The 14,209-nt window shown below is 59.9% G+C and carries 17 protein-coding genes; 5 read left to right on the top strand and 12 right to left on the bottom strand.

Annotated features, from left to right (window positions below; all coding sequences use genetic code 11):
• Position 1 precedes the first annotated feature (1 nt).
• From AC6I7Z_RS05800 to AC6I7Z_RS05780, 5 genes are read right to left on the bottom strand one after another with little or no spacing between them, the layout of a single operon-like run.
• Entirely contained in the window at positions 2-772 is a 771-nt protein-coding gene (locus tag AC6I7Z_RS05800) for an amino acid ABC transporter ATP-binding protein (protein ID WP_497813481.1), read from the bottom strand.
• Entirely contained in the window at positions 769-1,725 is a 957-nt protein-coding gene (locus tag AC6I7Z_RS05795) for an amino acid ABC transporter permease (protein WP_497813480.1), read from the bottom strand. The genes AC6I7Z_RS05800 and AC6I7Z_RS05795 overlap by 4 nt, the downstream gene beginning before the upstream one ends.
• Positions 1,722-2,609, bottom strand: coding sequence for an ABC transporter substrate-binding protein (locus tag AC6I7Z_RS05790; protein WP_497813479.1), 888 nt, complete (start codon positions 2,607-2,609; stop codon positions 1,722-1,724). Before AC6I7Z_RS05790 ends, AC6I7Z_RS05795 begins: the two co-directional genes overlap by 4 nt.
• A 20-nt stretch (positions 2,610-2,629) precedes the next feature.
• A complete protein-coding gene (locus tag AC6I7Z_RS05785; RefSeq protein WP_497815404.1) occupies positions 2,630-3,424 on the bottom strand; it encodes a deaminated glutathione amidase in 795 nt (264 codons plus the stop codon).
• Entirely contained in the window at positions 3,424-4,392 is a 969-nt protein-coding gene (locus AC6I7Z_RS05780) for a substrate-binding domain-containing protein (RefSeq protein WP_497813478.1), read from the bottom strand. Before AC6I7Z_RS05780 ends, AC6I7Z_RS05785 begins: the two co-directional genes overlap by 1 nt.
• Before the next feature lie 131 nt (positions 4,393-4,523).
• Here AC6I7Z_RS05780 and AC6I7Z_RS05775 point away from each other — a divergent pair, with 131 nt between their 5' ends.
• Positions 4,524-5,879 (top strand): aminotransferase class I/II-fold pyridoxal phosphate-dependent enzyme, encoded by a 1,356-nt coding sequence (locus AC6I7Z_RS05775; RefSeq protein ID WP_497813477.1) that lies wholly within the window; start codon positions 4,524-4,526, stop codon positions 5,877-5,879.
• On the opposite strand, the gene AC6I7Z_RS05770 is transcribed toward AC6I7Z_RS05775, so the two are convergent.
• The 3 genes from AC6I7Z_RS05770 to pagP form a co-directional block, all read right to left on the bottom strand.
• The gene (locus AC6I7Z_RS05770; protein ID WP_497813476.1) at positions 5,863-6,288 is read right to left on the bottom strand and encodes a GNAT family N-acetyltransferase; all 426 of its coding nucleotides are present in this window, start codon (positions 6,286-6,288) and stop codon (positions 5,863-5,865) included. The genes AC6I7Z_RS05775 and AC6I7Z_RS05770 overlap by 17 nt on opposite strands.
• Positions 6,289-6,557: 269 nt before the next feature.
• The gene (gene cspE, locus AC6I7Z_RS05765) at positions 6,558-6,767 is read right to left on the bottom strand and encodes a transcription antiterminator/RNA stability regulator CspE (protein ID WP_033751857.1); all 210 of its coding nucleotides are present in this window, start codon (positions 6,765-6,767) and stop codon (positions 6,558-6,560) included.
• A gap of 150 nt (positions 6,768-6,917) precedes the next feature.
• Positions 6,918-7,490, bottom strand: a complete 573-nt coding sequence (gene pagP / locus AC6I7Z_RS05760) for a lipid IV(A) palmitoyltransferase PagP (RefSeq protein WP_497813475.1) — start codon at positions 7,488-7,490, stop codon at positions 6,918-6,920.
• Between the two features lie 377 nt (positions 7,491-7,867).
• Here pagP and AC6I7Z_RS05755 point away from each other — a divergent pair, with 377 nt between their 5' ends.
• Positions 7,868-8,089 carry an ECs_2282 family putative zinc-binding protein gene (locus AC6I7Z_RS05755; RefSeq protein ID WP_497813474.1) on the top strand — a complete coding sequence of 74 codons (222 nt, stop codon included), beginning with the start codon at positions 7,868-7,870 and terminating at the stop codon, positions 8,087-8,089.
• 17 nt (positions 8,090-8,106) lie between these two features.
• Here the strand turns inward: AC6I7Z_RS05755 and AC6I7Z_RS05750 are convergent, their stop codons facing one another.
• Positions 8,107-8,190, bottom strand: a complete 84-nt coding sequence (locus AC6I7Z_RS05750; protein WP_019105993.1) for a small membrane protein YohP — start codon at positions 8,188-8,190, stop codon at positions 8,107-8,109.
• A gap of 256 nt (positions 8,191-8,446) precedes the next feature.
• Here AC6I7Z_RS05750 and AC6I7Z_RS05745 point away from each other — a divergent pair, with 256 nt between their 5' ends.
• A complete protein-coding gene (locus AC6I7Z_RS05745) occupies positions 8,447-8,692 on the top strand; it encodes a hypothetical protein (protein ID WP_497813473.1) in 246 nt (81 codons plus the stop codon).
• A gap of 112 nt (positions 8,693-8,804) precedes the next feature.
• The gene (locus AC6I7Z_RS05740) at positions 8,805-9,887 is read left to right on the top strand and encodes a malate/lactate/ureidoglycolate dehydrogenase (RefSeq protein ID WP_497813472.1); all 1,083 of its coding nucleotides are present in this window, start codon (positions 8,805-8,807) and stop codon (positions 9,885-9,887) included.
• 33 nt (positions 9,888-9,920) lie between these two features.
• On the opposite strand, the gene gntT is transcribed toward AC6I7Z_RS05740, so the two are convergent.
• Entirely contained in the window at positions 9,921-11,237 is a 1,317-nt protein-coding gene (gntT, locus tag AC6I7Z_RS05735) for a gluconate transporter (protein WP_497813471.1), read from the bottom strand.
• Positions 11,238-11,526: 289 nt separating this feature from the next.
• Between gntT and AC6I7Z_RS05730 the strand changes: the two genes are divergently transcribed.
• Entirely contained in the window at positions 11,527-12,684 is a 1,158-nt protein-coding gene (locus tag AC6I7Z_RS05730; protein WP_497813470.1) for an iron-containing alcohol dehydrogenase, read from the top strand.
• Between the two features lie 34 nt (positions 12,685-12,718).
• Here AC6I7Z_RS05730 and AC6I7Z_RS05725 read toward each other — a convergent pair whose 3' ends face one another.
• Together AC6I7Z_RS05725 and AC6I7Z_RS05720 are read right to left on the bottom strand one after the other, a co-directional pair.
• Entirely contained in the window at positions 12,719-13,546 is an 828-nt protein-coding gene (locus AC6I7Z_RS05725) for a Cof-type HAD-IIB family hydrolase (protein WP_497813469.1), read from the bottom strand.
• 160 nt (positions 13,547-13,706) lie between these two features.
• Positions 13,707-14,180 carry an RcnB family protein gene (locus AC6I7Z_RS05720; protein WP_497813468.1) on the bottom strand — a complete coding sequence of 158 codons (474 nt, stop codon included), beginning with the start codon at positions 14,178-14,180 and terminating at the stop codon, positions 13,707-13,709.
• Positions 14,181-14,209: the final 29 nt, after the last annotated feature.

Raw genomic sequence — 14,209 nt, 5'->3', positions numbered from 1 at the left:
GTTAAATAAAACGGCTTAAAAACGCCTGGGTGCGCGGATGCTGCGGCTGCGCGATCACCTGCTCGGGCGGCCCCTGCTCCACCACCACGCCGCCATCCATAAACACCACCCGATCGGCCGCTTCACGGGCAAAACCAATCTCGTGGGTCACCACGATCATGGTCAGCCCCTGATCCGCCAGCGTGCGCATGGTGGCCAGCACTTCGCCGACCAGCTCCGGGTCAAGCGCCGAGGTTGGCTCGTCGAACAGCATCAGCGTCGGCTTAATCGCCAGCGCGCGCGCGATCGCCACACGCTGCTGCTGACCGCCGGAAAGATGCCGCGGCCAGGCGTCCGCCTTGTCGCTTAACCCCACCGTCGCCAGCAGCGAACGCGCATAGGCGATCGCCTCATGACGCGGAAATTTATGCACGCCGATCGGCGCCTCGATAATGTTTTGCAGCACCGTCAGATGGGGATAGAGGTTGAACTGCTGAAACACCATGCCGATCTTCTGGCGCTGAAGGGCGATTTTACGCGGCGAGAGGCGATGCAGAATGCCTTTTTTCAGCTCGTAGCCAATCTGCTCATCTCCTACCATGATCGAGCCGCCGTTCATATCTTCCAGATGGTTGATGCAGCGCAGGAAGGTCGACTTGCCCGAGCCGGACGGCCCAAGGATCACGACTACTTCCCCTGGAAAGACGTCGAGATCGATCCCTTTAAGTACCTGGTTATGGCCGTAACTTTTATGGACGTTACGCGCGCTGACCAGCGGCACGACAGCATTCATACATCCTCCTTCTGCAGCAGGCGCGCGCCGGTGAGCGGCGTGGATGCGCGCGATTTCGTCGCCTCTACCGTGCGGCGCGTGCCGCGCGCGTAGTAGCGCTCTATCGCCGACTGGCCGACGTTCAGGATGGAGGTAATCAGCAGATACCAGATTACCGCCACCATCAGCATCGGGATAATTTCAAAGGTGCGGTTATAGATCGCCTGCACCGAATAGAGCAGATCTCCCATGGCGATGACGCTCACCAGCGAGGTCGCCTTGATCATGCTGATCAGCTGGTTGCCGCTGGGCGGAATAATGGCGCGCATCGCCTGCGGAATAATGATGCGTCGCAGCGCGCGGCTGCGGCTCATACCGAAGGCCTGGGTGGTTTCCACCTGGCCGTTGTCCACCGACAGCAGTCCGGCGCGGATAATCTCCGCCATATAGGCCGCCTCGTTCAGCGCCAGCCCGGCGATGGCCGCCGTCAGCGGCGTAATTAGATCGTTGGTGTTCCAGCTGGCCCAGGTCACGGATGTCCAGGGCAGCGTCAGCGAAAGCGTAGGAAACAGCGTCGACAGGTTGTACCAGAATATCAGCTGCACCAGCAGCGGCGTGCCGCGAAAGAACCAGATATAGAGGCTGGCAATGCCGCTCAGCAGCCGGTTCTCCGACAGACGCCACACCGCCAGCAGCAGCCCCAGCCCGGTGCCGAGGATCATCGAGACCACGGTCAGGCCGAGCGTGATTTCCAGCCCCTTCAGCACCGACTCCTCGGTAAACCACTGCAGCACCACCTTCCATTCGAAGTTAGGGTTGGTCGCCACCAGCCAGAGAAAGTTGGAGGCGACGATCAGCGCCACAATCCAGGAGACCCAGCGTCCCCAGGCGGGCGCGCTGCGGGCGAAAGCCACGTCGCGCTGCTGCACGTCGGGCCTGTCCGTGGCTCGTGTATTGTGGATGCCTGAACTCATTTTGCCGCCCCTTTCGCCAGATTGAGACCCGGCGCGCTAATCATATTGCCGTCCAGCTTCCACTTTTTCATGATGGCGGCGTAGGTGCCATTTTGGTAAAGCGCCTTATAGCCATCCAGCACCACCTGGCCTAGCGGCGACCCTTTCGGCACCACCGTGCCCTGGAAAATATCGCCGAAGCCGTTTTTCTGTCCCTTGCCCGCCAGCTCAAGCTGGCCGCTCGCCTGCTCGATAAAGTACGTCAGCGGCGCCTGCGAAGAGAAGAAGGCGTCAGAACGCTTCGAGCGTACCGCAAGAATCGAAGAGGGCTGATCGGTGAAGGATTGCACCACCACCGCCGGTTTGCCCGCCGCCACGCACGCTTCCGACTGTTTACGGATCACCTGCTCTGCCGATCCCGCGGCCATCACCGCGATGCGTTTGCCGCAGGTATCTTCCAGCCCGTTGATCTTCTGCGGGTTGCCTTTTTGTACCCCGAACACCACAAACTCCTGCACGAAGTCGATAAAGTCCACTTTCTGCTGACGATCCGGGTAGTCGCCTATCGGGCCGATCGCCAGCTGGTAGCGTCCGGAGTTAATGCCGGAGAGCACCCCTGACAGGCCGCTCACCGTGGCATGTTCAATGTTGACGCCCAGCAGCTGGCCCAGCGCCGTGGTGAGATCGGCAGAGGCGCCGTCCATCGTGTGCGGGCCGTTGACAATCTCATAGGGCGGAAAGGATCCATTGTTCACGGAGATCATCTTGCCCGCTTTTTTGATGGCGTCGGGCAGGCGATCGTGAAGCGCCTGGTCGACTTTCTGCGTCGGTATCGCGTCGGCGGCATGGGCCAGCGAGGCGCTCAGGCCAAGCGCCAGCAGGATGGCGGTTGCACTTTTTTTCACGGTTTCTCTCCCAGGCGTGTTTATTCTGTTTTTAATTCCGGACGGGCGAAGCGGCGATTTTCCAGCACCGGCAGTACGCTGCGCGCATAGGCGATACGCTGCGGATCAAGCTCCGCAAACACCAGCGCGGTCGACTCCGGCGCTTTGGCGATGGCGACGCCGAGCGGATCGACGACCAGGCTGTTGCCAATATTGCGCGGGCCGCACTCGCCCACCGCCACCATATAGCAGGTGTTCTCCAGCGCCCGCGCCGTCGTGAGCAGCTCCCAGTGCATCTCTTTCAGCGGACCTTTCACCCAGGCGGCGGGCAGCACCAGCACCTCGGCGCCGTCCAGCGCCAGACGCCGCGCCAGTTCAGGAAAACGCACGTCGTAGCAGGTCATCAGCCCCACCTTCATCCCGGCGACCTCAACCAGCGGCGGGATAACGGCGCCGGGATTGACGCGCTGCGACTCCTGCATGGCGAAGGCGTCGTAGAGGTGCAACTTTTCATAGGCGGCGATGATTTCGCCGTTGCGCAGCGCAACCAGCACGTTCAGCGCTTTGTCGCCCTCGGTGGGCACATGCACGCTCATAATGGTGGTCAGCGCGCTGCCCTGGCTTTTCGCCAGCAGCTGCGTCAGAAAAGGGCCGTCGAGCGGCTGGGCCGCCTTCAGCACCAGATCGGGATCGGCGATATCGCGCGCCAGCACCCCTTCCGGCAGCACCAGCAGATCGGCGCCGCCCGCTTCGGCGCGCGCCATAAGATCGAGGCAGATTGCCGCGTTTTCCTGCCACTCGCGGCTGACCGCGAACTGCCCCATCGCTACTTTCATCATATGTTCCCCTTGCTGGCCGCCGGGAAGATCGCTTCCGGCGTCAGGCGCGTTTTCGTCAACCCCTGCCGATAAAGCTCATCGGCAAAGTCGTCAATCATCTTCTTGTTAACCTCAAACCCGTTCTGATTCCAGCTGGCGGGCAATTCCTGCGCGGTGCGTCGCAAATCGTCCAGCAGCCAGGGCGTGGTGTCGGCGTACTTCTCCCGCTTTTGCATCCACAGCCGCCATGAGCGATCGATAATCTCGCTGAGCGCCTGCGGCAGCCAGGGATGCGCCTCCGCCAGCGCCGGCTTGAGCGCCAGAATATGGATGCCCGGCACGTAGCCGACGCGGTGGAAATAGTCGCGCTCCGCCTGCTGGAAATCGACCTGTAGCTGACGCAATCCGGAGTCCGGCAGGAAAAAGCCTTCCGGCATAAAAGGCGTAAACAGCGCGTCCAGCTCCCCAGCCCGCAGCAGATCGAGCAGCGGACGCTCGCCCGGCGCGGCCTCGATGCGGCCCGGACGGCCAAAGCCCGCCAGGCGATCGACGACGGGATGCGACTCCGTCAGGCGACCGGCGAACCAGTAAGCATCGTCGATCTCTATGCCCGCCTCGCGCAGCACGGCGCGCGTCCAGGTGTTGCCGGAGTCCTGCCAGCCGGTGACGCCGATACGCTTGCCTTTCAGCTGCGCCGGCGTCGTGAGGGGGCTGTCGGCAGTGGTGATAATGCAGCGCTGACGAAAGCCGCGCATCAGAAAGTGCGGCAGCCCCAGCAGGCTGGTTTCGCCGCGCGCGCGCCCCTGGGCATAGCGGCTGAATGAGACTTCGCCGCCCTCATAGTCGGGGCTGTCGGCCAGGTGATCGACCAGCGTGCCGACGCGGTCGATTACCAGTTCAAAGCCCTCTGGGCGCAGGTCGCCCAGCGCCAGCGGCGTAAAGTAATCCCAGTCGCGCACGGCCAGTCTGACGGTTAATCTGCTCATGTTTGCCCCGTTAGCAGGTAGCGCCCTGAGGCGCCGGTGATTTATTCATCAAATAGTGCTTGAATTTGATACTAGTTCGGGAATACTTATCTGAACAATCATTAATTCGTTACTGAACAAAGTATTTTCTTATGACGCAAATGGTGGATATCGACTGGCTGAGCGAGCAGATAAGCGACGCCTCAGTAAAAGGCATTGCGCTGGCGGCTTCGACGCTGATCCGTGAGGGTAAGATTGCGGTAGGTATGCAGATGCCCTCAGTACGCGAGCTGGCGGAGAAGCTGGGCGTTAGCCCGGCGACCGTGTCGGCGGCCTGGGGGCAGCTCAAAAAGCATAAGGTGCTGGCGGGCAAAGGGCGCAGCGGCGTCTGGGTGTCGGGCAACACCGTGATGCCGCGCCCGATTCGCTTTGAGAAGATCGGCAACTACGGCGACAACATTCGCGCCGATCTGGCGATGGCCTCGCCCGATCCCGCGCTGCTGCCCGATCTGCAGCCTGCCCTGCTGGCGGCGCTGCAGTCGCCGCATCTAAACAGCTATGTTCGCGAGGCGATTTCGCCGGTGCTGCTCTCCGCCATCAAGCCGCGCTGGCCCTATGCGGCGGAAGCCTTTCTCGCCACGGACGGCGGCTTCGACGCGATGAATCTGGTGGTGCAGACGCTCGTATCGCCGGGCGATCGCGTGGTGATTGAAGATCCCACCGCAACGCGGCTGCTGGATATGCTTGATAACGTCGGCGCGGAAATCCTGCCGTTAGCCTGCGACGATGAGGGACCGCTGCCGGATATGCTCGCCGCGCTGCTGCAGAAGTCGCCGGTGATGGTGATCTACCAGCCGCGCACCCATTCCGCGACCGGCAACAGCGTCAGCCGCGCGCGTCAGGCCGCGCTGGCGCAGACGCTGGCGCAGAGCGCGACGCTGATTGTCGAAGATGACGGACTGGGCGATCTCTCCTCGACGCCTGCCTGGAGCCTCGGCACTGTTTTTCCTGAACGCACGCTGCACGTCCGCTCGTTTTCCAAAGCCTATGGCCCCGATTTGCGGCTGGCGGTGCTGTCCGCTACGGCGGAGATGGTGAGGCGCATTCAGGCCTGGCGCAATTTCGGCGTCAGCTGGACCAGCCGAATTTTGCAGGAGAGCGTCGCCTGGCTGCTGCAGGATGCCGCAACGCAGGAGACGATCGCCGCCGCGCGCGCGATCTATCGTCAGCGACGCCAGCAAATGCTGACGGCTCTGGCGGCGCATGGGCTGCAGCTGCCGATGCGCGACGGGCTGAGCATCTGCATACCGGTGGCGTCGGAGCAGTATGCGATGATCACTCTGGCGGCGCGCGGCATCGCCGTGCTGCCCGGTGAACGCTGTCGGCTGGGGCCGACGCAGTTTATCCGCGTCAGCATCGCCTGTTTACAGGAGAGGCAGCTGGAGATGCTGGCCAGCGCGCTGGCGATTGCCGCCGGACGCGAGGCGCGGCTTAGTTCAGACCTTTGATATGGTAGCGCGGCGACTCTTCATAGCCTTCGCGCAGGTAAAACTGGTTCGCCTTGAGCCGCGAGGCGTGGCAGTGCACTTCCATACGATCGCAGCCGCGCTGCGTCGCCATCGCTTCGGCGTGCTGCAGCAGCTGCTGGCCGACGCCCTTGCTGCGCTCCCCTTCGGCGATGCAAAAGTAGCTGATGCGCGCAAAGTCGCCCGCCAGCGCCAGCTGAGGAATAAAATGCATCGACAGGAATCCCAGCACCTGGGTGCCATGCTCCGCCACCAGCAGCATCTCGTCGGGATCGCTGCTTAACTGGGCAAGACGTTTATCGATAAAGCTCTCGGTGCCGCCGTAGCCTAATTCGGCCAGCAGCGCGCTGAGCGCAAAGCTGTCTTTCGCCTGTGCCTGACGTATATTCATCCTGCCTCCTGAAGAAGATAATGCCGCCGCTCTGTTATATAGCGTCGACAGCAAAAAAGCTGCAAGTAAGGGTTGTTATAATAATGTTACGAGGGTTTTATGTGACTGACGCCGCAGTTCGTGCGGCGTCACGAACCGGACATGAGGGATTCTGCGAAGTTAGTCTTTATTTCCAGAACGGGATAACGTAGCGAGCAGGTGCTAAGCCCTTTTTTTCAGGCATAAAAAAACCCGCCATAAGGCGGGTTTTTGAAATTCTGACTGTTAACTTACAGGCTGATAACGTTAGCAGCAGATGGGCCTTTGGCGCCTTCGGTGATTTCAAACTCTACGCGCTGACCTTCAGCCAGAGTTTTGAAGCCGTTGCTCTGGATAGCAGAGAAGTGTACGAACACGTCTTTGCTGCCATCTTCTGGAGTAATGAAACCGAATCCTTTAGATTCATTAAACCACTTAACGTTACCTTTAATCTTGGACATCTATATTACCTTTACATGAAAAATGGACACTAAACTGTGTCGCCGTCTAGTACAGCAATTGCCGTGACATTTGTCCAGTGAGAATTGATGAAAAAGTGATAAATGTCCCTTTTTTTCACTTCGTCCCCGCCTGAAAGATGCCCTGAAAAGTTAAAACTGAAACCGCAGCCAGGCGAAATAGACGTTGCCGTTATTGTAAGTGCCCGGAATATAGGTCATCTGAAAATTCAGCGGGCCGTAACCCACCGACGCCAGCGGCAGCAGCGCGGGAACCGGAATATAGCGCCAGTTGTCGCGCGCCGTAACGCCAGCGGTATAACCCGCGCCGAGGTGAAAACGGCTCCCGTCGATCGGATGCCAGGTCGCCTCCCAGCCGTAGCCGGTGAACGGCTCCCACTTGTTATAGGAGTCTTTAAAGGCCATCAGATAAAGGCCGTGCCAGTTGCCCTTGTCGTCATAGCGCGAAATGCCGCCGCCCGCGCCCCAGGGTCGCTCATTGTAGCGCTCGATATGCTCGTCGTCGTAGGTCCAGCGGTTATGCCAGGTGATGGCGGGCAGATAAAAATCTCTGTTCTGCGGCTGCTGCCAGGTCTGCTGCACATTGCTGGTGAAGGTGTTCCAGCCGCTCTGGATACTTTGCGTCAGGGTCGCAGCCTGCAGGGAACATGAAAAAATAAGCGCGGAGCAGGCGCCGACTATGGCGCTCGAAGAAAACCGGTTCACAACTCTTTTCCTGTACAAATCGACGGCGCGCCGACCAGCTTGCTCCTTTCCAGCCGCACGCATCCTGGTTGAATATTTTCCTGCGTCAGGGGCGCAATTATGCTCAACCGAAATCAAACCGGAACCAAACAGATGAAAATAACGGCTTTTAGAAGCATCGCCAGCCAGGCCTTACGCCATTTCAACGCCTTATCAGTCAGCTTCTGATCTACTGCGCCGCGCAGAAGTTACCAGAAAGCAACAATAACAACGGGTAATTATTAAATAATTAAACAGGAACCTCATAAGATAACGCGCATTAATTGTTTAGGATTTTTGATAAATAAACGGGAGGAATTTGTTAGACTAGCGCCTGTTCGATTCAGGCAAGGAGAGCAATGAGTATGGTAATGAAGATTCGCTGCACCGCCTGTGGCAGTGCGAAGTTTACTTTTACCCACGATCCTTCAGCAGATCCGGCGTTCCACGGCGCACGCTGCGCCAGCTGCAACAAGCGACTGACGGCACGGGATCTGTTGCCGAATACGCTGGTTGATCCCATCGCGCGCTGTCTGGTCGCGCAGGCGTCGGCAAAGAAGGACAGAAGCAAGGGCACCTGAGCGGTGCCCGCGTTAATTCAGAAAATTAACTTAAATACGCCAGTTAGCGTCAGTAATCCAACAATGAAAATGATGGCGATAATCCACAAAATTATTTTCATATCCATGTTCCTTTGCCAGTAAAAAACCTTTCCGCATAAGAGTATAGCCTATGGCTGCGTTTTTGCCGGGCCGCTCTCTACGCTGGCTGGCGTTCACCTTTCCAGATAAGCCCGATCTATTTCTGCGACGCCGGTCGCAGCAGCTGATTTTTTAACCGCTTTACGCTTCGTTTTCCGCTTTTCAGCCCGCTAGACTTTTAGCGGCAAAGGCACGCCTCTGCGACGATCACCGTAAGATGAGTAACAAGGAGACGCTATGAGCACGATAAATACCAGTATGGGTCGCTATAGCCTCAAGGCGAAAAATGCTGGCGATCACATTAAAGGGTCTTTCGCCATCAACGATGAAGGCGGCACGCAGCTCACCCTGCAAGAGTTCGATGAGCATTATATTGACGATGTCATCAACAACGTGATCTACCCCGTTACCGGCGGTAATCGCGAAATTACGCGTGCGCTGCGCGAGCAAATGGTGAAGGCCGGCTTTGAACAGCCGCATTAACCCCCTCATTGGGCCACCCCTTGTGGCCCATTACCTGCTCTGAAACCATCACTTGCCGTTGCTTTTTTTTGGTCGCAGGATGCGGTGTACCCATAAAAAGGAGAAGAGCAAGGTGAGTGAACTCTATCGTATCAATGCCGCACGGCTGCATCAGTTTGTGCAGGCGATATGGCTGCATGCCGGCAGCGAAGCCGACGAGGCGCGCCTGGTGGCGGATCATCTGGTGGCGGCCAATCTGGCCGGACACGACTCCCACGGCGTCGGCATGATCCCCAGCTATATGCGCTCATTCCGTCAGGGCCACCTGCAGCTTAATCAGCATCCGGTGCTGGAAAAAGACGCCGGCGCGGTGCTGACCTTTCATGCCCGTTCCGGCTTCGGGCAGGTGGCCGCTTTTGAGGCGATGCAGCAAGGGATCGCGCGCGCGCAGCAGCTTGGCATCGCCGCGGTCGGCCTGCACCACTCGCACCATATCGGCCGCATCGGCCACTGGGCCGAGCAGTGCGCGGCGGCGGGTCTGGTCTCTTTTCATTTCGTCAACGTGATGGGCGACCCGATGGTGGCGCCGTTCGGCGGCAGCGATCGCCGCTTCGGCACCAACCCGTTCTGCGCCATTTTTCCGCGCCGTGACGCCAGCCCTCTTCTGCTCGATTTCGCCACCAGCGGCATCGCTTTCGGCAAAACGCGCGTCGCCTGGAATAAAGGGGTCGACGTGCCGCCCGGCTATCTGATCGATCACCAGGGCAGGCCGACCGAACACCCCGCCGTTATGCATGAGCCGCCCTACGGCTCGCTGCTGCCCTTTGGCCTGCATAAAGGCTATGCGCTGGCGACGCTGTGCGAAATCCTCGGCGGCGCGCTCTCTGGCGGACGCACCACCCATGATGAAACGGTGCTCGCCAGCCATGATGCGATCTACAACTGTATGACCGCCATCATCCTTAACCCGGAAGCGTTCAACGCGCCGGCGATGCAGGAGGAAGCGGAAGCCTTTCTCGACTGGGTGAAGCGATCGCCGCAGAGCGGCAGCGAGCCGATTCAGGTGCCGGGAGAATGGGAAGAGGCGAATCGCGCGCAGCGCGAGCGTGAGGGGATCCCGCTGGACGCCAACAGCTGGGGGCAAATCTGCCTCGCGGCGACCCAGGCGGGAATGCCTGACGAGGAGCTGGCCGCGTTTCGCGCGCTGGCCAGCTAAGGCTATCCGCCGGGCAACGCCCGGCGGTAACGCTTAAATCACCATCGACAGCAGCATACAACCCACCAGGCCGCACACCGAAATAATGGTTTCCAGCGCCGACCAGGAGCGAATGGTCTCGCCAATCGTCAGGTTGAAATACTCCTTAAACAGCCAGAAGCCGGGATCGTTGACGTGGGAGAAGATGACGCTGCCGGAACCGACCGCAATCACCATCAGCTCCGGACTGGCGCCGCTGCTGGCGATCAGCGGCGCGACGATGCCGCCCGCGGTAATCGCCGCCACGGTGGCGGAGCCGAGCGCGATACGCAGCACCGCGGCAATCGACCAGGCCATAAAGATCGGCGAGACGTTGCTCTCCTGCATCATTGCGGCGATATATTTATCAACGCCGCTGTCCACCAGCACCTGTTTGAACGCCCCGCCACCGCCGATAATCAGCAGCATCATGGCGATAATTTTAATCGAATCGGTAATGGTGCCCATCACCTCATCCATACTGCGTCCGCGATTGAGGCCGAAAGTGAAGATGGCGATCAGCACCGCAATCAGCGTCGCCATCACCGGGTCGCCGAAAAACTCCGCATACGGCAGCAGCAGATGCCCTTTCGGCAGCACCATTTCCGCCAGCGCACGCAGCGCCATCAGCACCACCGGCACCAGCGCGGTCCAGACGCTGACGCCGAAGCCCGGCATCTCTTCTTCGCTAAAGGTTTTCGGGTTATAGAGCCCTTCCGGGATCGGTTTATCGATGCTTTTCAGGAAGCGGGCGTAAACCGGGCCAGCGAGGATCACCGTCGGGATGCCGAGCAGCGTGCCCCACAGCAGGGTTTTGCCCATATCGGCGTTAAACAGCGTCGCGATCGCCGTCGGGCCAGGGTGCGGCGGCAGGAAGCCGTGCGTCACCGACAGCGCGGCCGCCATCGGCACGCCGACGTAGAGCAGCGGCACGCGCGCCGAGGCGGCGATGCTGAACACCAGCGGCAGCATCAGCACGAAGCCGACTTCATAAAAGAGCGCGAAGCCGACGGTAAAACCGGTCAGCACCAGCGCCCACTGAATATGCTGCTTGCCGAACTTCTCAATCAGCGTGGTGGCGATGCGCTGCGCGCCGCCGCAGTCGGCCAGCAGTTTGCCGAGCATGGCGCCGAAGCCCATGATCAGCGCCAGACTGCCGAGCGTGCCGCCGACGCCGTTTTTAATCGAAAGGATGACTTTATTGACCGGCATGCCCTGCATCATGCCGACCACCAGCGCCACCAGAATAAGCGCGATGAATCCATTAAGTTTGAAGCGAATCATCAGCAGCAGCAGTAACGCCACGCCGATCGCCACAATAAGTAAGGGCATAGGTTTTCTCCACCTTACTGACCGGCCAGCGCCAGCAGCATATTGTTATCATGGGTCCGAAAAGGACATTGGGTACGGCATCGAAAAACGGACTAACAGTCTGACATAACCTGTTACCAGTAACATGTTAAGGGTAACATCCAGATGAAAGCACCTCCCTGCACAGGGTGAATTTCTGTTTTGCGAAGGTGATCAACATTTCATCGCAGCGTTATCAGAAAGTTTGCCACTGTCGCCGTTCGGCTTTTGGTTACACTCTCTCTTTCCCTGATGACATAAGGATGTTGCGGTGAGTGAGAACCTGATCGAGCTGTACAGCAATCAACGAACCCTCTCTGGACGCGGCAGCATCAGTAAGCTGGTGCCGCTGCTGAGTGCCGATCCTCAGCCTACGCTGCTGTTCTGCGGTCGCTCTTTTCTTAACGGCCCCGTCTATGCGCGTCTTAAAGGCGAGCTGAACGATCTTATTATTGGTTATGAAATCGTGGCGCATGAAGCGTCACCGGCTGAGATTGACGCCTGGGTCACACGCTGGCGCGGCCATGTGGATCGCGTGGTGGCGATTGGCGGCGGCAGCGTGCTCGACGGCGCCAAAGCTTTCAGCGCCATGATGCAGCATCCGCTTCCCACCGCGCGCTATCTGGAAAAGGTCGGCGATACGCCGGTGCAGGCGGTAACGCTGCCGCTGATCGCCGTGCCGACTACGGCCGGCACCGGCAGCGAGGCGACGCAGAACGCGGTGGTGACCGACCAGCATGAGATCAAGGTTAAGGCGTCGCTGCGCCATCCGGTATTTGTCCCGCAGGTGGCGATTCTGGATGCGGATCTGCTCAAAGGCGCCCCCGATAAGGTGCTGGCGACCTGCGGTATCGACGCCTTTACCCATCTGTTCGAGGCCTATCTTTCCAGCAAGGGGAACCTGTTTACCCGCCAGCTGGCGCTGACCGGGCTGCGCCAGTTCGTTCAGGCCTGGCCCGCGCTAAACCGCGACGATGCGCAGGGCGACGCGGCGCGCGAAGCGATGATGATGGCCTCCTGGCTGGGCGGCGTCTGCCTCAGCAGCGCCGGGCTGGGCGTGATCCACGGCATCGCCGGCGAGCTGGGCGCCATCAAGCCTTATCATCACGGCGAAGTCTGCGGCCGGCTGCTCTTTCCGTTCCTCGATCTGCTGGCGGAGAGCGACGATGCGCAGCAGCAGCAGCTGATGCAGGATCTGCAGCAGCAGCTTTTCGCCGTGCCGGAGGCGCAGCCGGCGCGCTTTTTGAAAAACTGGCTGCAGCAGCAGGCGATCGCGCCTTTCTGGCAGGAGGCCCAGACGCTGAGCAGCGAAGAGGCGGAGTGGATTCTGGCGCGCGCCAACAGTAAAAACTCGCTGGTGAACTACAGCCAGCAGGCGATGCGCGCGATGCTGACGCAGGCGTGGCGCGTGGTGCCAGCGCAGGCATAACGGGCAGCGAGGCCGCCGCCCGCCTGGGCAGAAGTCAGGCGAACGGCGGCGCGCCCGCCAGCATCTTCTCAATCACCTGCAGAACGCCCGCCTCGTTGTTGCCGGGCGCGGCGTAGCGCGCCGCCTCTTTCACCCGCTGCGGCGCGTTAGCCATGGCGAAGCTAAACCCGGACTGCCTGAGCATTTCCAGATCGTTGCCGCCGTCGCCAAATGCCAGCACCTGCTGATGATCGATGCCCCAGCGCTGCGCCAGAATATTCAGCCCGTTAGCCTTGTGATGGCCCGGCACGATAAGATCCACCGAGCCGTGACCGCTCGAGGTCGCCGCCGCCGCGCCCGCGTGCAGCCGCTGAATATCCGCCATCAGCGGTTCGACATAGTCGTCAGAGAGGTTAAGTGCGAACTTGAACAGCCGATCGTCGCCGGTCTCTTCCAGCGAGTTAATCGCCTTCAGCCGATGGCAGTAGTGGCGCATTTTCGCCAGCCACTGCTCTTCCACCCTGCCGTTAAAATAGTAGGCGCTTTCACGTCCGCACAGGATATAACGCAGCTCCGGATAGGTGCCGTTTTGCAGCGTATCGAGCACCGCGTGCACGTCCGGGCGAGAAAATGCGCCGCAGAACAGCTCTTCTTCGCCATCCAGAATCCAGGCGCCGTTCTCCGCCACAAAGGCGATCTCGCTGGCGATAGAGGGAAAGAAAGATTTCAGCTGGTAGTACTGATTGCCGCTGGCGACGACAAATTTAATGCCGCGCGCTTTCATCTCTTCATAGCAGCGCATAAAGCGCGGGCGATCGTACTGCTTCTGGTTATCAAGAAAGGTGCCGTCCATATCGACCGCCACCATTTTTACCGCTGTCATCTCGACTCCTTATCAGGCGAAAGGGAACAGTGTGGAAGCAAAGCATAGCCTGGCGAGCGTGAAAAAAAGAGGAACAGGCGCGCGCGCAGGCTGCCGGTTTTCAGAAGATTGAGGCGGAAATCAGGGGGAACGGGCGGCCAGGGCCGCCCGAATGGCAGGCTTAGTTAAAGGCGTTGCCGAGGATCAGCGAAGTGATAATGCCCGTCGCGGCGGCAATCAGCACATAGTTGCCGTCGATATAGGACCAGTACTCGCCGCGCGGCGGCTCCGGCAGGCGGCGTTCGCGCCAGTCGTCTACCCGATAGTGCGGGCCGCGATATTCGTGCGGCATCGGGTGCCCGCGGCGAAAATCGTGTCCGTTCCAGGCGAAATGATCGCGGTCACGGTCGCGATAGTCATGGCGGTCGCCATGAGGGTTGCCGGCGAAACGGTCGCGATCCGGACCGCGATCCGGGCCATGGCCTTGCGGACCGCGGCCGCGATCGTCGTGGCGGCCGCCATCGTGACGATCGCCGTCATGCTGCTGCCAGGGCTGGCCATGATGGTCGCCCGGGCCGTCAGCCCAGGAAAGGGTAGAAATCAGTGAGCTGCATGCAATAAAAGTCGCGATAACGCGTAATGTTGTTTTTTTCATCGTAAACCTCCAGTGGCAACAGCGAACGT

This window comes from Pantoea sp. X-Soil-MYKO-1289 (genome assembly GCF_059730625.1).
The sequence above is the reverse complement of the archived record's forward strand: the minus strand, read 5'-3'. Positions and strand labels throughout refer to the sequence as shown.

Bases quoted from the DNA above. Each gene is read 5' to 3' on its own strand.
- gntT (WP_497813471.1), bottom strand. From the start codon at position 11,237: ATGCCCTTACTTATTGTGGCGATCGGCGTGGCGTTACTGCTGCTGCTG.
- AC6I7Z_RS05755 (WP_497813474.1), top strand. From the start codon at position 7,868: ATGAGTATGGTAATGAAGATTCGCTGCACCGCCTGTGGCAGTGCGAAG.
- AC6I7Z_RS05770 (WP_497813476.1), bottom strand. From the start codon at position 6,288: ATGAATATACGTCAGGCACAGGCGAAAGACAGCTTTGCGCTCAGCGCG.
- AC6I7Z_RS05745 (WP_497813473.1), top strand. From the start codon at position 8,447: ATGAGCACGATAAATACCAGTATGGGTCGCTATAGCCTCAAGGCGAAA.
- AC6I7Z_RS05775 (WP_497813477.1), top strand. From the start codon at position 4,524: ATGACGCAAATGGTGGATATCGACTGGCTGAGCGAGCAGATAAGCGAC.
- AC6I7Z_RS05780 (WP_497813478.1), bottom strand. From the start codon at position 4,392: ATGAGCAGATTAACCGTCAGACTGGCCGTGCGCGACTGGGATTACTTT.
- AC6I7Z_RS05800 (WP_497813481.1), bottom strand. From the start codon at position 772: ATGAATGCTGTCGTGCCGCTGGTCAGCGCGCGTAACGTCCATAAAAGT.
- AC6I7Z_RS05720 (WP_497813468.1), bottom strand. From the start codon at position 14,180: ATGAAAAAAACAACATTACGCGTTATCGCGACTTTTATTGCATGCAGC.
- AC6I7Z_RS05795 (WP_497813480.1), bottom strand. From the start codon at position 1,725: ATGAGTTCAGGCATCCACAATACACGAGCCACGGACAGGCCCGACGTG.
- cspE (WP_033751857.1), bottom strand. From the start codon at position 6,767: ATGTCCAAGATTAAAGGTAACGTTAAGTGGTTTAATGAATCTAAAGGA.
- AC6I7Z_RS05785 (WP_497815404.1), bottom strand. From the start codon at position 3,424: ATGAAAGTAGCGATGGGGCAGTTCGCGGTCAGCCGCGAGTGGCAGGAA.
- AC6I7Z_RS05725 (WP_497813469.1), bottom strand. From the start codon at position 13,546: ATGACAGCGGTAAAAATGGTGGCGGTCGATATGGACGGCACCTTTCTT.
- AC6I7Z_RS05750 (WP_019105993.1), bottom strand. From the start codon at position 8,190: ATGAAAATAATTTTGTGGATTATCGCCATCATTTTCATTGTTGGATTA.